Source organism: Pseudomonas sp. K2I15 (assembly GCF_002204795.1).
In the GTDB taxonomy this organism is placed as follows: Bacteria; Pseudomonadota; Gammaproteobacteria; order Pseudomonadales; family Pseudomonadaceae; genus Aquipseudomonas.
Map to the genome: position 1 here is coordinate 1 of NZ_NIXO01000061.1, position 15,407 is coordinate 15,407.

Consider the following 15,407-nt stretch of genomic DNA (forward strand, 5'->3'; position numbering starts at 1 on the left):
ACTATATCCGGTGACTGACACTGCGCATTCGCGAGCAAGCCCGCTCCCACATTTCAACCGTGCCCGCTAGGCTATTTGTGTGTCTCGACCCATTCCAGCGCCGTACGCCAGAAGCAAATTCCCAGAAAGTACGCCGACATCAGCAACCACAACCCCATCGTCAGGCGATTGGTGTACGGGAAGTCGATCACCAGCAGCAGGCTGCACAGCAACCAGATGCTGGTCACCGCGATATTGATCGGCATAAAGCGCTTGACCCGGAACGGGTGCAGAAACTTCATCGGCGTCACGGTCAACAGCGCCAGCACGATCACGGTGAGCAAGGTGATCCAGGCTGCCGGCTGGATGATGTAGACGCACAGCGCAACCACGTTCCAGGCCGCAGGGAAGCCCTGGAAGTAATTGTCCTTGCTCTTCATGTTGACGTTGCAGAAGCAGAACAGCGACGACACCAGGATCACCGACACCGTAAACAACGGGGTGAAGTCTGGCAGGGCGATATAGCGATAGATAAACAACGCCGGGATAAACACGTACGTCAGGTAATCAATCACCAGGTCCAGCACCGAGCCGTCAAAGCTTGGCAGCACCGTCTGCACGTTCACCCGTCGCGCGAGGGAACCGTCCACGCCATCGACGATCAGGGCCAGGCCCAGCCATAACAGACAGGCCTTGGGCTGGTTGTCGAGCAGCGCCAGGGTGGCCAGGAAAGCCAGAACCACGCCGGTCGCGGTAAAGCCATGGGCGCCCCAGGCCTTGAGACGGGCTACATGCAGGGTCGATATCACAGGGGCGTTCTCCAAAAAGGTGAAACAGGGCAGCCGACAGGGGTAGCACCGTCGAATCTGGCCAGAGTGTGCAAGTATCGACCGGGAAGGGTGGGATAAGGTTCACCACCCGGCCTAATGGTAAGCGTAGCAAGCGTAGGACGTTTCGGCATCAGCCCTGACGGAACACCAGCGCCTTTAACCCGCTTTGCGGATCAATATCGGGAAATTCCGGCGGGTTTTCCAGCCTCCGGTCAAAGCGCAAGCCCGGCGCCTCGCGGGTTACGCCGTCGATCAGGAAGTCTTCGCCGAACGCCGGATCGTTCATGCACGCCAGCACCGTGCCCTGGGCCGTGAGCAAATCCGGCAGGCGGCGCAATACGCGCTGGTAGTCCTTGGTCAGCAGGAAGCTGCCTTTCTGGAAGGAGGGCGGGTCAATGATCACCAGGTCATACGGGCCGCTGTTGATGACCTTGGCCCAGGACTTGAACAGGTCGTGGCCCAGGAAGGTTACCTTGCTCAGGTCATGGTCATTCAGGCGGTGATTGTCGCGGCCACGGCTCAAGGCGCCACGGGCCATGTCCAGGTTCACCACATGCTCGGCGCCGCCTTCGATGGCGGCCACGGAAAACCCGCAGGTGTAGGCAAACAGGTTCAATACTCGCTGGCCTTGAGCCTGTTCGCGCACCCAGTTGCGGCCGTAACGCATATCGAGGAACAGCCCGCTGTTCTGCTTTTTGCCCAGGTCGATGAGGTAGCGCAGGCCGCCTTCGGTGATGGTCAGTTCGTCGACGGCCTCGCCCAGCAGCCATTCGGTGGTGCATTGCGGCAGGTAGCGGTGTTGCAGCGCCACGGTGTGGGCGCCGCTTGACGGCCAGTCGATCTGCACCAGCATCTGCTTCAACGCCTCAAGCTCCGTAGCCTCGGGCTCCTTGAACAGCGAGACCAGCACCACGCCTTGCAGCCAGTCCACCGTCAGTTGTTCCAGCCCCGGCCAGCAGCGGCCACGCCCGTGAAACAGGCGCCGGGTCTCAGTGGGAACGCTTTGCAGGGCGGTCAGCAAATGGGCGTGCAGGGTGGCAAGTGCGTCTGGGTTCATCGGGCAACGTCGGTCATTGAGCGGGCGGCATTTTAAACACAATTGCGGGCTTTCTGGGGGTTGAAGCACAACGTGCTCCGAAATTGTCGATTGGCAGTGATTTGTGCTCAAAAGGCTTCGCGTGACGGCGTACAACAGTCAAAAAATCCCTTGGCGCCGACATAAACTGGAAAAAAAGCCCGGAGGTGCCCATGAACGGTTTCGCGAGTGCAGTGAGTCAGACAGCGATGGATCAGGAAGAACTGGCCGAATGGCGCGATGCCCTGGCCTCCCTGGTGGCCTCCCTGGTGGCCAACGCCGGGCCAGCGCGCGCGCGGGAGATCCTCGACATGCTGGCGCAAGCGGGCGGCGCCCCCGACATTGCCTGGAAACCCCGGCATGGCACGCCCTATATCAATAGTATCGCCGTGGACCAGCAACCGCCGTTTCCCGGCGACCTGGCCACCGAAGAGCGCCTGGCTTCAGTGGTGCGCTGGAACGCCCTGGCCATGGTGGTGCGCGCCAACCAGGCCTACGGCGAACTGGGCGGGCATATCGCCAGCTACGCCAGCGCAGCGGATTTGTTTGAAGTGGGCTTCAACCACTTCTTCCGAGCCCGTAACGACAGTTTTGGCGGCGACCTGGTGTTCTACCAGCCGCATTCCGCCCCCGGCATTTATGCACGGGCATTCCTTGAGGGGCGCCTGAGCGAGGCCGACCTGGCCCACTATCGTCAGGAAATCGGCGCCGGCAAGGCGGGCGCCCGAGGCCTGTCCAGCTATCCCCATCCGTGGTTGATGCCGGACTTCTGGCAATTTCCCACCGGTTCCATGGGCATCGGCCCCATCAGCTCGATTTTCCAGGCGCGGTTCATGCGCTACTTGCAGCATCGCGGTTTGCAGGACACCACCGACCGCCACGTATGGGGCGTATTCGGCGACGGCGAGATGGACGAGCCGGAAAGCATGTCGGCCCTGACCCTGGCCGCCCGCGAAGGCCTGGACAACCTGACCTGGGTGGTCAACTGCAACCTGCAGCGCCTCGACGGCCCGGTGCGGGGTAACGGGCGAATTATCGACGAGCTGGAAGCCTTGTTCGCCGGCGCTGGCTGGAACGTGATCAAACTGGTCTGGGGCTCGGACTGGGACGCCTTGCTGGCCAAGGACGCCGACGGCTCGCTGGTGCGCACCCTGTCGCAGACAGTGGACGGGCAGTTCCAGACCTTCGCTGCCAAGGACGGTGCCTATAACCGTGAACATTTCTTCGGCCAAAGCGAGGCGCTGTCCAAACTGGTCGAGGGCATGAGCGATGAGCAAATCGACCGCCTCAAGCGTGGCGGCCATGACATGGTCAAGATCTACGCCGCCTATCACGCCGCACGCCGGGTCACCGGCAAGCCCACGGTGATCCTGGCCCAGACCAAAAAGGGCTTCGGCATGGGCGAGGCCGGGCAGGGCAAGATGACCACTCACCAGCAGAAGAAGCTCGACCGCGAGGCCTTGATCGCCTTCCGCAATCGCTTCCAGTTGCCGCTCTCGGATGAACAGACCGAGTCTCTGAGCTTCTACAAACCGGCGCAAGACAGCCTCGAAATGCGTTACCTGCACAAGCGTCGCGCCGATCTCGGCGGGTATGTGCCGAGCCGTGGCCAGCATGCACCGGCCGTGAGCGTCCCGCCGGTGTCGGGCTACGGCGCGTTTGCCACCCAGGCGGACGGCAAGGAAATGTCCACCACCATGGCCTTTGTGCGCATGCTCACCCACTTGCTCAAGGACAAGGCCCTCGGCCCGCGCATCGTGCCCATTGTCGCTGATGAAGCGCGCACATTCGGCATGGCCAACCTGTTCAAGCAGATCGGCATCTATTCCAGTGTCGGGCAGTGCTACGAGCCGGAGGATATTGGCTCGATCCTCAGCTACCGCGAGGCCACCGACGGGCAGATCCTTGAAGAAGGCATCAGCGAAGCCAGCGCCATCAGTTCCTGGGTGGCGGCGGCCACCAGTTATTCGGTGCATGGCCTGCGGATGCTGCCGTTCTATATCTACTACTCGATGTTCGGTTTCCAGCGTGTCGGCGACCTGATCTGGGCCGCCGCCGACCAGCGTGCCCGTGGTTTCCTGCTGGGCGCGACTGCCGGGCGCACCACCCTCGGTGGCGAAGGCTTGCAGCACCAGGACGGCAGCAGCCACCTGACCGCCGCCACCGTGCCCAATTGCCGCGCCTACGACCCGGCGTTTGCCGGTGAGCTTGCGGTGATCCTCGACCATGGCATGCGCCAGATGCTGGAGCACGATGTGGACGAGTTCTACTACGTGACCCTGATGAACGAAAACTACCCGCAGCCGAGCCTGCCGGAGGGTGTCGAGGCGGCGATTATCAAAGGTATGTACCGGCTCAGCGGGCAGCCCGACGGCAAGGTTCGCTTGCTCGGTTCCGGCACCCTGGTGCGTGAAGCCCAGGCAGCGGCGCAATTACTGGCAGATGATTGGCAGGTGGCGAGCGAAGTGTTCAGTGTCACCAGCTTCAGCGAACTGGCGCGGGATGCGCGTGAAGTGGAGCGTTGGAACCGCCTGCATCCAGAGGCGCTGGCGCGGCGCAGCCACCTGGCGGAGTATTTACCGAAGGGCGCACCGGTGGTGGCGGTGTCTGACTATGTGCGCGCGGTACCGCAGATGATTGGGTCGTACGTGGATTCGGCGTACACGGTGCTGGGGACTGACGGCTTTGGCCGCAGTGATACGCGGGCGGCGTTGCGGGATTTCTTTGAGGTCGACAGGTATCACATTGTGCTGGCGGCGCTGACGGCGTTGGTGGAGCAGGGGAGTTTGGATAGGCAGGTTTGCCAAGAGGCAATAGAGCGGTATGGGTTGCAAGCCGATCGCGCAGCCCCTTGGACCTCCTGACATAACAAAAATTGTGGCGAGGGAGCTTGCTCCCGTTGGGCTGCGAAGCGGCCCCAGATCCTGGGAGCGCTGCGCACTCCAGCGGGAGCAAGCTCCCTCGCCACATTAGTAGTCGGTGTTTATCCCAAGGTACCGGCGATCAATGGCGCCCCAAAGGATTCCCGCAGAAACCCCGGCGCGATATACCGCTCGTAATGCGCCTCGGACAGCAAGAAAAACTCCCGATCAATCGCATCCCGCAAATCCGTCAGATTACGCTCGCGAAACTCCGGCAACAGCGCCAACCCATACGCATCCAGCTTCGAAATCACCCGCGCACCCCGGGCAATCAACTGATACGCCCAGCAATACGGCGATTGATGGGGCACAAACCGGATCTTGCGGTCTTCCAGTTGCTGGCGCAGGCGTTGCGGGTCCAGCACCTGCAGCTTGCTGGTCATCACTTGCACCAGCAATTGTTCCAGGCGCAGCCACACCGCCTGTTTTTCCTCAGCGTTGTAGCCGTTCCACTGAATCACCTCATGGTGATAACGCTTGCAGCCCCTGCACACCAGGTCTCCGTAAACGGTGGAGCACAGGCCGACGCAGGGTGTCTTGATGGTTTGATTGGGCATAAAAAACATCGACAGGTGAAACAACACGGCCCCCGAAGGGGCCGCTTTAAATCAATCCCAGCTCAACGCGCCGCCAGTCTGGTACTCGATCACACGGGTCTCGAAGAAGTTCTTCTCTTTCTTCAAGTCCATGATCTCGCTCATCCATGGGAACGGGTTGGTGGTGCCTGGGTATTCTTCTTTCAAACCAATCTGCGACAGGCGACGGTTGGCGATGAACTTGAGGTAATCCTCCATCATCGCTGCGTTCATGCCGAGTACACCGCGCGGCATGGTGTCGCGAGCGTATTCGATCTCCAGCTGAGTCCCTTGCAGGATCATCTGGGTTGCTTCTTCCTTCATCCCGGCATCCCACAAGTGCGGGTTTTCGATTTTGATCTGGTTGATCACATCGATACCGAAGTTCAGGTGCATCGACTCATCCCGCAGGATGTATTGGAACTGCTCGGCCACGCCGGTCATTTTGTTGCGACGGCCCATGGACAGGATCTGGGTGAAGCCGCAGTAGAAGAAGATGCCTTCCAGTACGCAGTAGTACGCGACCAGGTTACGCAGCAGCTCTTTGTCGGTCTCAACAGTGCCGGTTTCGAACTTCGGATCGGAGATCGAACGGGTGTACTTCAAGCCCCAGGCAGCCTTTTTAGCGACCGATGGAATCTCGTGGTACATGTTGAAGATCTCGCCTTCATCCATGGCCAGCGATTCGATGCAGTACTGGTAGGCGTGGGTGTGGATCGCTTCTTCGAAGGCCTGGCGCAGGATGTACTGGCGGCACTCCGGGTTGGTGATCAGGCGGTACACGGCCAGCACCAGGTTGTTGGCAACCAGGGAGTCGGCGGTGGAGAAGAAGCCGAGGTTGCGCATCACGATGCGGCGCTCGTCGTCGGTCAGGCCTTCGGGGTTTTTCCACAGGGCGATGTCGGCGGTCATGTTGACCTCTTGCGGCATCCAGTGGTTGGCGCAGCCGTCGAGGTACTTCTGCCAGGCCCAGTCGTACTTGAAGGGCACGAGCTGGTTGAGGTCGGCGCGGCAGTTGATCATGCGCTTTTCGTCAACGGCGACGCGGGCGGCGGAGCCTTCCAGCTCGGCGAGGCCTTCGGCGACGTCGAGTTTGTCCAGGGCTGCCTTGGCGCGGATGATCGCGGCCGAGTCGCTGGCGGTCACGTTACGGGCTTCGAGGGCGGCGGCAGCGCCGGCACCGTCAAGGCGGTCCATGTTGGCTTCGCTGGCGTGGCCAGCGTTGGCGCCCTTGATGACTACGTCACCGGTGTCTGGTTGATCTGCTTCATCCCAACTCAGCATTGAATTGCTCCTTCGTGGTCCGTTTTGACGGCGTGGGCTTCGATTCACCCAGCGTGTTCAAAAATGTGCGTTTTGCAGGCTTCAAGGCATTGAAATACTGCGCATAGTGTGGTCGGTGTTCAGCGTTCTTGCACACTATGTAGTGGTTGTCTGTGTTTGTGGGCACACTATATGGTGTGTAATAACGATGGTCAACGCACAAGACCGGGCCGATGGTCGCAGGGCCATGACTAAAACTCACACCCCCATGACTTTTAATGGTTACGGCGCCTGCCTGCGCCAGTGCTAAAAATTCGCCAATCAGCTCCCCATAACAAAAAAGAGCGTTTGCGAAATGAAAGCACTTGATCTGTACATCGGCGAAGGCTTCGAAGGCCCAGGCGTCAATGCTGCCCACATCAACATCCTCATCGGCCCGCGCAACGGCCCGGCCGGCCAGGCGTTTGCCAATAGTTTGGCCTCGCCAAGCCAGGGCCATTGCCCGTTCATGGTGATCGCCCAGCCGAACATCCCAGTCAAACCCATGACCCTCTACGTCAACAAGGCCGCCATCGGCAGTGACCTGCACGGCAATGCCACCTGGGGCGCGTCCCAGGCCGGGATCGCCAAGGCAGTGCTCGAAGCCTTGCTCGACGGCACCCTGCCGCCGGAGGCAGAAGACGAGTGGGCCATCGTCACCGCCAACTGGGTCAACTCGGCCTGCGATGACCTGGATGCGGTCTACCTGAACAACTACAACGCCTGCCGCACCGCGATCCGCGCCGCCCTCACAGGCCTGCCGCACACCGCGCAACTGGCGGACGTGGTCAACCACATCAGCAACCCTTTCTACACGCCAAAAGCCTGAGGACATCCCCATGCAATACATCCGTTTGGGCAACTCCGGCCTGCAAGTCTCCCGCCTGTGCCTGGGCACCATGAACATGGGCACCCCGGACTGGAAACCGTGGATCTTCGATGAGAAGCAAAGCGAACCGATCGTCGCCCACGCCCTGGACAACGGCGTCAACTTCATCGACCTGGCCGACTTCTATTCCGCTGGCGTCGGCGAAGAAGTGGTCGGGCGCATCCTCAAGCGCGTTGCGCGCCGTGAAGACATCGTCGTCACCACCAAGGTCGGCTATGGCACCCGCAGCGGCGTCAACGCCAGCGGGCATTCGCGCAAGCACATCATGGACAGCATCGACGCCTCCCTGAGCCGCCTCGGCATGGATTACGTCGACGTGTTCATGCTGCATTACTTCGACGTGAACACCCCGGTGGAAGAAACCATGGGCGCCCTCAACGACATCGTGCGTTCCGGCAAGGCCCGCTACATCGGCGTGTCGACCATGCTCACCGGGCAACTGGCGAAAATCCTCATGGCTTGCGAGCGCAACGGCTGGGTCAAGCCGATCAACATGCAACTGCAATTGAACTGCGCCTACCGCGAAGAAGAGCGCGAGATGATCCCGTTCTGCCGCGACCAGGGCCTGGGCGTCTCGGTGTTCAGCCCGCTGGCCCGTGGCTTGCTCACCGGCGATGTGCAATCGAACCGCAACCAGACCGACTTCTTCACCCAGCAGATGTACAGCGACCAGGCGTCGTTCGACATCGCCCACTCGGTGCAACGTGTAGCCCGTGCCCGTGGCGTGTCCAACGCCCAGATCGCCCAGGCGTGGGTGGCCAACCATCCGGGTGTGGACGTGATGCTGGTAGGCGCCGACACCACCGCGCAATTCGATAGCGCTCTCGCAGCCCTGGACACCCAACTGGATACCGAAGAACTGTTTGAACTGGAACGCAACTACACGCCGTGCGATGTGATCAACGACTACACCGCCGGCAAACGCATCCTGCGCAGCGCCCGTCCGGGCCTGGACCGCTTTAACCTGATAGAGGCCGTGGCATGAACCCGCTGATTCGCACAGGCAATTTCATCGATGGCCAATGGTCCAGCGGTGGGCCGGTTTACCCGGTGCTCAACCCGGCCAACGGCGCGCAGATCGCCGAGGTGCAACGCGCCGGTGCTGAAGAAACCAACCTGGCCATCGCCGCCGCCAACCGTGCGTTGCCGGCCTGGCGCAAACTCACCGCCAAGGAACGCAGCCAGCGCCTCAAGCGCTGGAGCGACTTGATGCTGAGCAACCAGAAGGACCTGGCCAACCTGCTCAGCCTGGAACAGGGCAAGCCGCTGGCCGAAGCCATGGGCGAAGTGGTCTATGCGGCGAGCTTCCTGGAGTGGTTCGCCGAAGAAGCCAAGCGTGCCTACGGCGACGTGATCCCAAGCCACAAGGCAGACGCCCGCATCATCGTGACCAAGGAAGCGATTGGCGTGGTCGCGGCGATCACCCCGTGGAACTTCCCGCTGGCCATGGTCACCCGCAAGGTCGGCCCGGCGCTGGCGGCGGGGTGCACGATGATTCTCAAACCGTCTGAAGAAACCCCGCTGTCGGCCTTCGCCCTGGCGGTGTTGGCAGAGCAGGCGGGCATTCCAGCCGGCGTGTTCAACATCGTCTCCGGCGATGCCGTAGCGATTGGCGGCGCACTGCAAGCCTCCAGCGTAGTGCGCAAACTGTCCTTCACCGGCTCCACCCGCACCGGCAAACTGCTGATGCGCCAGGCTGCCGACACCCTTAAAAAGGTCTCCCTGGAACTGGGCGGCAACGCGCCCTTTATCGTGTTTGACGATGCCGACCTGGACGCCGCCGTCAAAGGTGCAATGGCCTCCAAATTCCGCAACACCGGGCAGACCTGCGTCTGCGTCAACCGCTTCTTTATCCAGGACGGTGTGTACGATGCGTTCACCCGCAAGCTGGCCGAAGCGGTGTCGGCGATGCGCGTCGGCAGTGCCCTGGACGGCGAAACCGAACAAGGCCCGCTGATCAACGCCGCTGCACTGGCCAAGGTCGAAGCCCACGTCGGCGATGCGCTGGAGAAGGGCGCCAAGCTGCTGTGCGGTGGCCGCCGGCATGCCTTGGGCGGGACGTTCTTTGAACCGACCATCCTCACCGAAGCCCACGGCGAGATGTTGATCGCCCAGGAAGAAACCTTCGGCCCGGTGGCTGCGTGCTTCCGCTTCAAGGACGAAGCCGAAGTGCTGGAGCGGGCCAATGACACGCCGTTCGGCTTGTCTGCCTACTTCTACAGCCGCGACATCGGGCGCGTGTGGCGCATGGCCGAAGGGCTGGAAGCGGGCATGGTGGGAATCAACGAAGGGATCATCTCCACCGAAGTCGCGCCGTTTGGCGGGATCAAGGAGTCGGGCCTGGGGCGTGAAGGTTCCAAGTACGGCCTGGATGATTACTTGGAGATCAAATACCTGTTGATGGGCGGCCTCTAAACCCAATTTCCCAAACAACACCAGGCCAATGTGGGAGCGGGCTTGCTCGCGAAAGCGGTTGGCCAGCCACCACATGCATTAACTGACCCACCGCATTCGCGAGCAAGCCCGCTCCCACACAAGCCCGCTCCCACAGGGGAATGGGCTTGCCCGCTGTTACTCCGTCAAAAACAAAAATATGGAGAACACCCATGTCCACCCAAACCATCAAAATCGATGACCTGCCAATCGGTCGCTTCCACCTGAAAATCGCCGGCCTGACCTTCGGTGCGCACTTCACCGACGGCTATATCCTTGGCCTGATTGGCATTGCCTTCACCTTGCTCAGCCCACAAATGCACCTCGACGCCTTCTGGCAAGGCCTGATCGGCGCCTCGGCCCTGATCGGGCTGTTTATGGGCAGCCTGTTTTTTGGCTGGATCTCCGACACCCTTGGCCGGCAGAAAATCTTCCTGGTCAGCTTCGTCCTGATCACCGTCGCCTCGGTGATGCAGTTCTATGCTGAAACCGCCATGGGCCTGTTGCTGTGCCGGGTATTGATCGGCATCGGCCTGGGCGGCGATTTCAGCGTGGGCCACGCGATGCTCGCCGAGTTCTCGCCAAAGAAACATCGCGGTGTGTTGCTCGGCTCTTTCAGCGTGGTGTGGACCGTTGGCTATGTGGCCGCGACCTTTGTCGGCACCGCCATGCTCAGCCTCGGCGACGACGCCTGGCGCTGGATGCTCGCGTCGTCGGCGATCCCCGCCGGGCTGATCCTGATCGCCCGCATCGGCACTCCGGAATCGCCGCGCTGGCTGGTCAATCGCGGGCGCATTGCCGAGGCCCGGGCCATCGTCAAAAAACACCTCGGCGAAAACGTCGTGCTCGATGAAGAGCCGTCGACGCAAACCCGCTCCGGCTACGGCGTGCTGTTCAGCCGTGAATACCGCAAACGCACCGCGTTCAATTGCCTGTTCTTTGTGTGCATCGTGATGCCGTACTTCGCCATCTACACCTTCCTGCCGTCGATCCTGCAGAAGATGGGCCTGGCCGAAGGTTTTGGCACCGAGCTGCTGCTCAATCTGCTACTGATCATCGGCGCCTTGATTGGCATCTGGTGCACCGTGAAATTCTCCCGGCGCGGCTTTCTGATCAACTCGTTCATCATCCTCGCGGCGGCGCTGTTCCTGCTGGCGGTATTGCCGGGGAGCATGGCGTGGTTGATGGTGCTGACGTTCGGGGTGTTCACCCTGGTGTTGTCGGCGGTGAGCAATCTGGTGGGGGTGTTCCCGGCGGAGAGTTTTCCGACTGAAGTGCGGGCCAGCGGGATTGGCCTGGCCACGGCCGTCAGCCGGCTGGGTTCGGCGGTGAGTACCTTTTTGCTGCCGGTGAGCGTGGCGGGAATCGGCCTGAGCCCGACCATGGGCATACTCGCGGCTATCCTGGTGTTGGGCGCAATCATCTCCTGGGCCTGGGCGCCGGAAACCAAGGCGTTGACCTTGAGCCAGGCGTGCAAGGCCCAAGCGCCGGTTTCAGGGATTACTCACCCGGTTCAACCATTGCGTAAACAAGCGCACCTTGGATAAACCCTGCTTGTCACTCGCCACATCCAGCCAATAGCCATAGGGGCCGATTACCTCCACCGGGGTGATCGGCAGCAGGCTGCCATTCGCCAGTTCGCGCTCGATCATCTGTCGGTCGATCACTGCCAACCCACCGCCTGCCAGGGCGGTGTGGATCACCTGGTCCAGGGTGCTGAATTCCAGGCCCTGGCCCGCATCGACATCTTCCCGGCCCATGGCCGCCAGCCAGTTTTCCCAGACCTTCAAGCGCTTGCCATCGTGCAGGATATGCAGCAGGGGAAAGCGCCGCAGGTCGGGCGGTTGACCGTCGCTGAACAGTTCCGGGCTGGCGACGGCGATGTGGCGTTCCATCACCAACAATTCACTGCTGCAATTCGGCGCCGGTTCCAGGCCGAAGCGGATCTGGCAGTCGATTTCCGCGAGGCTCGCGTGGCTGTTCTGGTGGGTGACGCTGAGGTTGATGTCCGGGTAACGCTCGCAAAACCTGCGCAGGTGTGCGGACAACCAGCGGGTGGCCCAGGTCGGCGGGGCGACGATGCGCAGGCGCTGGCGCAGGTTGGGCACGCGCACGGCTTGCAGGGCGCGTTCGATATGGTCGAACGCGTCGCTCAGGTGCGGCGAGAGGGCGAAGCCGGCTTCGGTCAGGGACAGGCCCTGGGGCGTACGGATGAAGAGGGCGACGCCGAGGTAGTCTTCGAGCTGTTTGATCTGGCGGCTGACGGCGCCCTGGGTGACGTTCAGGCCCACGGCGGCCTGGCTGAAGCTGCGGTGGCGGGCGACTTCTTCGAACACGCGGAGCATGTTGAGGGAGGGCAGTTGGCGCATGAAATGGATTCCACACTTGTTGTTCTTATAGTGTTTTTGGCGGCCTCTTCGCGAGCAAGCCCGCTCTCACATTTGATAGGCGGCGCGGTCAAAATGTGGGAGCGGGCTTGCTCGCGAAGGCGTCAGTGCTGACGCCGCCTATTTAGAAGTAATACCCAATGTTCATGTACAACTGATTCTCCCACTGGTTACTCCCCCCAGCCCCCAAGCTTTGGGTATAGCTGCTCCCACCAATATACGGATCGTTCTTGCCGATCAACCACTCCGTCGCCACCCACAACTTACTGACCGAAAACGACGTGCCCAGAATCACCCGCTGCGAGGTCTTGAACTGATCCTCGGACTTATCAAACGCACTGTAGTTGGCATACAGCTTCACGCCGCTGACCTGGTCAAACAGGTACTTGCCGCCCACGTCATAGCTCAAGTCCGCCACATACAAATTGCCCCGGCTGGCCACGTTGAACGTGCCGTCATAACCGCCCAACGTCACCACGCTGTCGGTGCCCGGGTTACGCGGCGACATCTGCTGGCGCGCGGCCTGCAATTGCACGCCCCACGGGCCGTTCTTGCCCAGGTAGTGGATCGCCACCGCGTTACGACGCCCATCATCACCCGTGTCTTTGTTCTCCAGCGTGGAGGTCAGGCCGGAAAGCCCGACCTCCGACTTCCAGTTACCCAGCTCCATGGCCTTGGCCACCCGCACCACCACGGTGTTGCGTTCCTGGTTGTTGCTGCCGTCGCCCACATAGCTGTCGGCTTCGGAGATCACGCTGGAATAGGTCACGCCCTTGCTCGTACCTTTGCCTTGCCACGCCGGGCGCAGGTAGTAACCGGCCTGGATGTTCCAGTCGCCGCTCTGCTGGATGTACTTGGCACCCACCTGCTGCACATCTTCCAGGCCGATAACGTTGCCCAGGGTCTCGTAGAAGGTGCTGCCAAAGTACGGCTGCAAACCAAACGGCACCGTGTTCAAGCCCACCTGCACCTGCTGGTCGGGGTTGAACTTGTAGCCGACCCACGCGAACTTGGCGAACTGGATGTCGCCGTAGTTCTTGGTGTACTGGTACGGGTAGGAGCGCCCGTAGAACCGGTACTGCGCCTCACCGATCCAGGTGTCGGAATTGTACTTGGCGCTGAGGAACGCGGTGTCGAGGCCGAACTTCTGGATGCCGCGATCCGGGTCGTAGTCCCAACGGGCGCGTATGGCGCCGCCGAGGTCCAGGTTGTCAGTGACTTGAACGGCCATGGCCGGTGCCGCAAGGGCGCCGAGCACAGGGACCAGAGCGATGTAACGAAGGGTTGGTCGCATGGTTTTGCTCTCGTTATTGGTTATTTTTTGGCAACAGCAGCCCCTTGCCGCAACGAACGCTGCGACGCGGGGTAAAGGGTTGACTCAGTGGGCTTGCGGGCGGATCAGCCGCAGCGGCGGGCCGGCGGCGGGCAGCTCCGAGGCGCCGGGGGCGGCGGCCAGCAAGGTCTGGGTGTAGGTGTTTTGTGGCCGCAGCAATACCTGTTCGGCCGTGCCGTATTCCACGACTTCACCCTGGCGCATCACCGCGATGTAGTCGCTGATCTGCGCCGCCACCCGCAGGTCGTGGGTGATGAACAGGATGCTCAGGTTCAGCCGCTGTTGCAGTTCAGCCAACAGCTCCAGCACCTGTTTCTGCACCGAGACGTCCAGGGCTGACACGCTCTCATCGGCGATCAACACTTCCGGGCGCATCGCCAGGGCGCGGGCGATGCCGATGCGCTGGCGCTGGCCGCCGGAGAACTGCCGGGGCTTGCGCTTGAGGGCGTCGCGCTTTAGGCCCACTTGTTCCAGCAGGTCACCGGCTTCGGCCCACGCATCCTTGGCCGACAACCCGCGCAGTTGGGCGGCGCGGGCGATGATGTCGCCCACACGATGGCGTGGATTGAGCGAGCCGTACGGGTCCTGGAAAATCATCTGGATGCGCCGCCGATTCGCCGCCAGCGCCGAGCCGCGCAGCGCCAGGAAGTCGGTATCGCCGACCCATACATGGCCGCTGTCACTGTCCACCAAACGGATCGCCGCTTTCACCAACGTGCTTTTGCCCGAGCCGGATTCGCCGACAATCGCCAACGTCTTGCCCCTAGGCAGTTGCAGCGAGACATTGCGCAGCGCCGCCACCGAGCTGCCGCCGACGGTGTAGGTCTTGGTCAGGTTCTCGATACGCAGTGCCAACTCGCCGTCGGCACTCGGTTTGTGCAGTTCCGGATGCAGCGCCGGCACAGCCGCGATCAGCTTGCGGGTGTAGGCGTGAGCCGGGGCGTTCAGCACCTGATCCCGCTCACCGATTTCCACCAGTCGGCCACCTTCCATCACCGCGATACGGTCGGCAATCTGCGCAACCACGCCGAAGTCATGGGTGATAAACAGAATGCCGTGCTGCCCACGACCGCGCAGTTCGCGCACCAGCTTCAGCACTTGCGCCTGAGTGGTCACATCCAGCGCCGTAGTGGGTTCGTCGGCAATCAGTAAGTCGGGGTTCATCGCCAGGGCCATGGCAATCACCACCCGCTGGCATTGGCCACCGGACAACTGGTGGGGAAAGCTGTTGGCGATGCGCGGCGGGTCCGGCAGTTGAGTCGACTCCAGCAATGCCAACATGCGCTCGCGGCGTTCGGCGGTGGGCATCTGCGGCGCGTGAATATCGAAGATCTCTTCCACTTGCTTGCCAATGCGGATCGCCGGGTTCAGCGCCGCCATCGGCTCCTGGAAAATCATCGCGATGCGGTTGCCCCGCAGTTGGCGCAAACGTTCATCGTCGAGGGTGCAAATGTCATCGCCGAGAAAGTCGATCACGCCTTCGGTATGCCGCAGGCCCTTGGCGTAATCACCCATGATCGCGGCCGACAGTACGGACTTGCCGGAGCCGGATTCACCGATCACGCACAGGATTTCACCCTTGCGCACATCCAGGCTGATGCCTTGCACTGCGTGGCTGCGGTCGGCACCCGGCGGCAGTTCGATGGACAGGTTCTGCACCCGCAGCACTTGCGTGTGGTTCAT

General features: G+C 61.7%; 12 protein-coding genes. 5 read left to right on the forward strand and 7 right to left on the reverse strand.

From position 1 onward, the window contains the following. Positions 1–71: 71 nt before the first annotated feature. Entirely contained in the window at positions 72–788 is a 717-nt protein-coding gene (pcsA, locus tag CEC48_RS26155; RefSeq protein ID WP_088426359.1) for a phosphatidylcholine synthase, read from the reverse strand. Positions 789–939: 151 nt separating this feature from the next. After that, positions 940–1,866 carry a class I SAM-dependent methyltransferase gene (locus CEC48_RS26160; RefSeq protein ID WP_088426360.1) on the reverse strand — a complete coding sequence of 309 codons (927 nt, stop codon included), beginning with the start codon at positions 1,864–1,866 and terminating at the stop codon, positions 940–942. Between the two features lie 191 nt (positions 1,867–2,057). Between CEC48_RS26160 and mdeB the strand changes: the two genes are divergently transcribed. Continuing rightward, positions 2,058–4,748: an alpha-ketoglutarate dehydrogenase gene (gene mdeB, locus CEC48_RS26165; RefSeq protein ID WP_088426361.1), complete on the forward strand. Its 2,691-nt coding sequence runs from the start codon at positions 2,058–2,060 to the stop codon at positions 4,746–4,748. A gap of 119 nt (positions 4,749–4,867) precedes the next feature. Here mdeB and CEC48_RS26170 read toward each other — a convergent pair whose 3' ends face one another. Together CEC48_RS26170 and CEC48_RS26175 are read right to left on the reverse strand one after the other, a co-directional pair. Then, entirely contained in the window at positions 4,868–5,362 is a 495-nt protein-coding gene (locus CEC48_RS26170; RefSeq protein ID WP_088426385.1) for a DUF1289 domain-containing protein, read from the reverse strand. A gap of 51 nt (positions 5,363–5,413) precedes the next feature. Then, positions 5,414–6,664, reverse strand: coding sequence for a ribonucleotide-diphosphate reductase subunit beta (locus CEC48_RS26175; RefSeq protein WP_088426362.1), 1,251 nt, complete (start codon positions 6,662–6,664; stop codon positions 5,414–5,416). A gap of 334 nt (positions 6,665–6,998) precedes the next feature. Between CEC48_RS26175 and fae the strand changes: the two genes are divergently transcribed. The 4 genes from fae to CEC48_RS26195 all read left to right on the forward strand — a co-directional run bounded on the left by fae (position 6,999) and on the right by CEC48_RS26195 (position 11,551). After that, positions 6,999–7,511, forward strand: coding sequence for a formaldehyde-activating enzyme (fae, locus tag CEC48_RS26180; RefSeq protein WP_088426363.1), 513 nt, complete (start codon positions 6,999–7,001; stop codon positions 7,509–7,511). Positions 7,512–7,521: 10 nt separating this feature from the next. After that, positions 7,522–8,556, forward strand: a complete 1,035-nt coding sequence (locus tag CEC48_RS26185; RefSeq protein WP_088426364.1) for an aldo/keto reductase — start codon at positions 7,522–7,524, stop codon at positions 8,554–8,556. After that, a complete protein-coding gene (locus tag CEC48_RS26190; protein WP_088426365.1) occupies positions 8,553–9,986 on the forward strand; it encodes an NAD-dependent succinate-semialdehyde dehydrogenase in 1,434 nt (477 codons plus the stop codon). The genes CEC48_RS26185 and CEC48_RS26190 overlap by 4 nt, the downstream gene beginning before the upstream one ends. A gap of 191 nt (positions 9,987–10,177) precedes the next feature. Further along, on the forward strand, positions 10,178–11,551 hold the full coding sequence (locus CEC48_RS26195) for an MFS transporter (protein ID WP_088426366.1): 1,374 nt from the start codon (positions 10,178–10,180) through the stop codon (positions 11,549–11,551). Here CEC48_RS26195 and CEC48_RS26200 read toward each other — a convergent pair. The 3 genes from CEC48_RS26200 to CEC48_RS26210 all read right to left on the reverse strand — a co-directional run bounded on the left by CEC48_RS26200 (position 11,498) and on the right by CEC48_RS26210 (position 15,407). Beyond that, positions 11,498–12,373, reverse strand: a complete 876-nt coding sequence (locus CEC48_RS26200; protein ID WP_088426367.1) for a LysR substrate-binding domain-containing protein — start codon at positions 12,371–12,373, stop codon at positions 11,498–11,500. The genes CEC48_RS26195 and CEC48_RS26200 overlap by 54 nt on opposite strands. Positions 12,374–12,515: 142 nt before the next feature. Next, positions 12,516–13,685 carry a hypothetical protein gene (locus CEC48_RS26205; RefSeq protein ID WP_088426368.1) on the reverse strand — a complete coding sequence of 390 codons (1,170 nt, stop codon included), beginning with the start codon at positions 13,683–13,685 and terminating at the stop codon, positions 12,516–12,518. An 84-nt stretch (positions 13,686–13,769) separates the two neighbouring features. Then, positions 13,770–15,407, reverse strand: coding sequence for an ABC transporter ATP-binding protein (locus CEC48_RS26210; RefSeq protein WP_088426369.1), 1,638 nt, complete (start codon positions 15,405–15,407; stop codon positions 13,770–13,772).

Excerpts from the sequence above, each read along its gene's own strand:
- CEC48_RS26195 (WP_088426366.1), top strand. The coding sequence starts at position 10,178 with ATGTCCACCCAAACCATCAAAATCGATGACCTGCCAATCGGTCGCTTC.
- CEC48_RS26210 (WP_088426369.1), bottom strand. The coding sequence starts at position 15,407 with ATGAACCACACGCAAGTGCTGCGGGTGCAGAACCTGTCCATCGAACTG.
- mdeB (WP_088426361.1), top strand. The coding sequence starts at position 2,058 with ATGAACGGTTTCGCGAGTGCAGTGAGTCAGACAGCGATGGATCAGGAA.
- CEC48_RS26160 (WP_088426360.1), bottom strand. The coding sequence starts at position 1,866 with ATGAACCCAGACGCACTTGCCACCCTGCACGCCCATTTGCTGACCGCC.
- CEC48_RS26205 (WP_088426368.1), bottom strand. The coding sequence starts at position 13,685 with ATGCGACCAACCCTTCGTTACATCGCTCTGGTCCCTGTGCTCGGCGCC.
- CEC48_RS26170 (WP_088426385.1), bottom strand. The coding sequence starts at position 5,362 with ATGCCCAATCAAACCATCAAGACACCCTGCGTCGGCCTGTGCTCCACC.
- CEC48_RS26200 (WP_088426367.1), bottom strand. The coding sequence starts at position 12,373 with ATGCGCCAACTGCCCTCCCTCAACATGCTCCGCGTGTTCGAAGAAGTC.
- fae (WP_088426363.1), top strand. The coding sequence starts at position 6,999 with ATGAAAGCACTTGATCTGTACATCGGCGAAGGCTTCGAAGGCCCAGGC.
- CEC48_RS26185 (WP_088426364.1), top strand. The coding sequence starts at position 7,522 with ATGCAATACATCCGTTTGGGCAACTCCGGCCTGCAAGTCTCCCGCCTG.
- CEC48_RS26190 (WP_088426365.1), top strand. The coding sequence starts at position 8,553 with ATGAACCCGCTGATTCGCACAGGCAATTTCATCGATGGCCAATGGTCC.
- CEC48_RS26175 (WP_088426362.1), bottom strand. The coding sequence starts at position 6,664 with ATGCTGAGTTGGGATGAAGCAGATCAACCAGACACCGGTGACGTAGTC.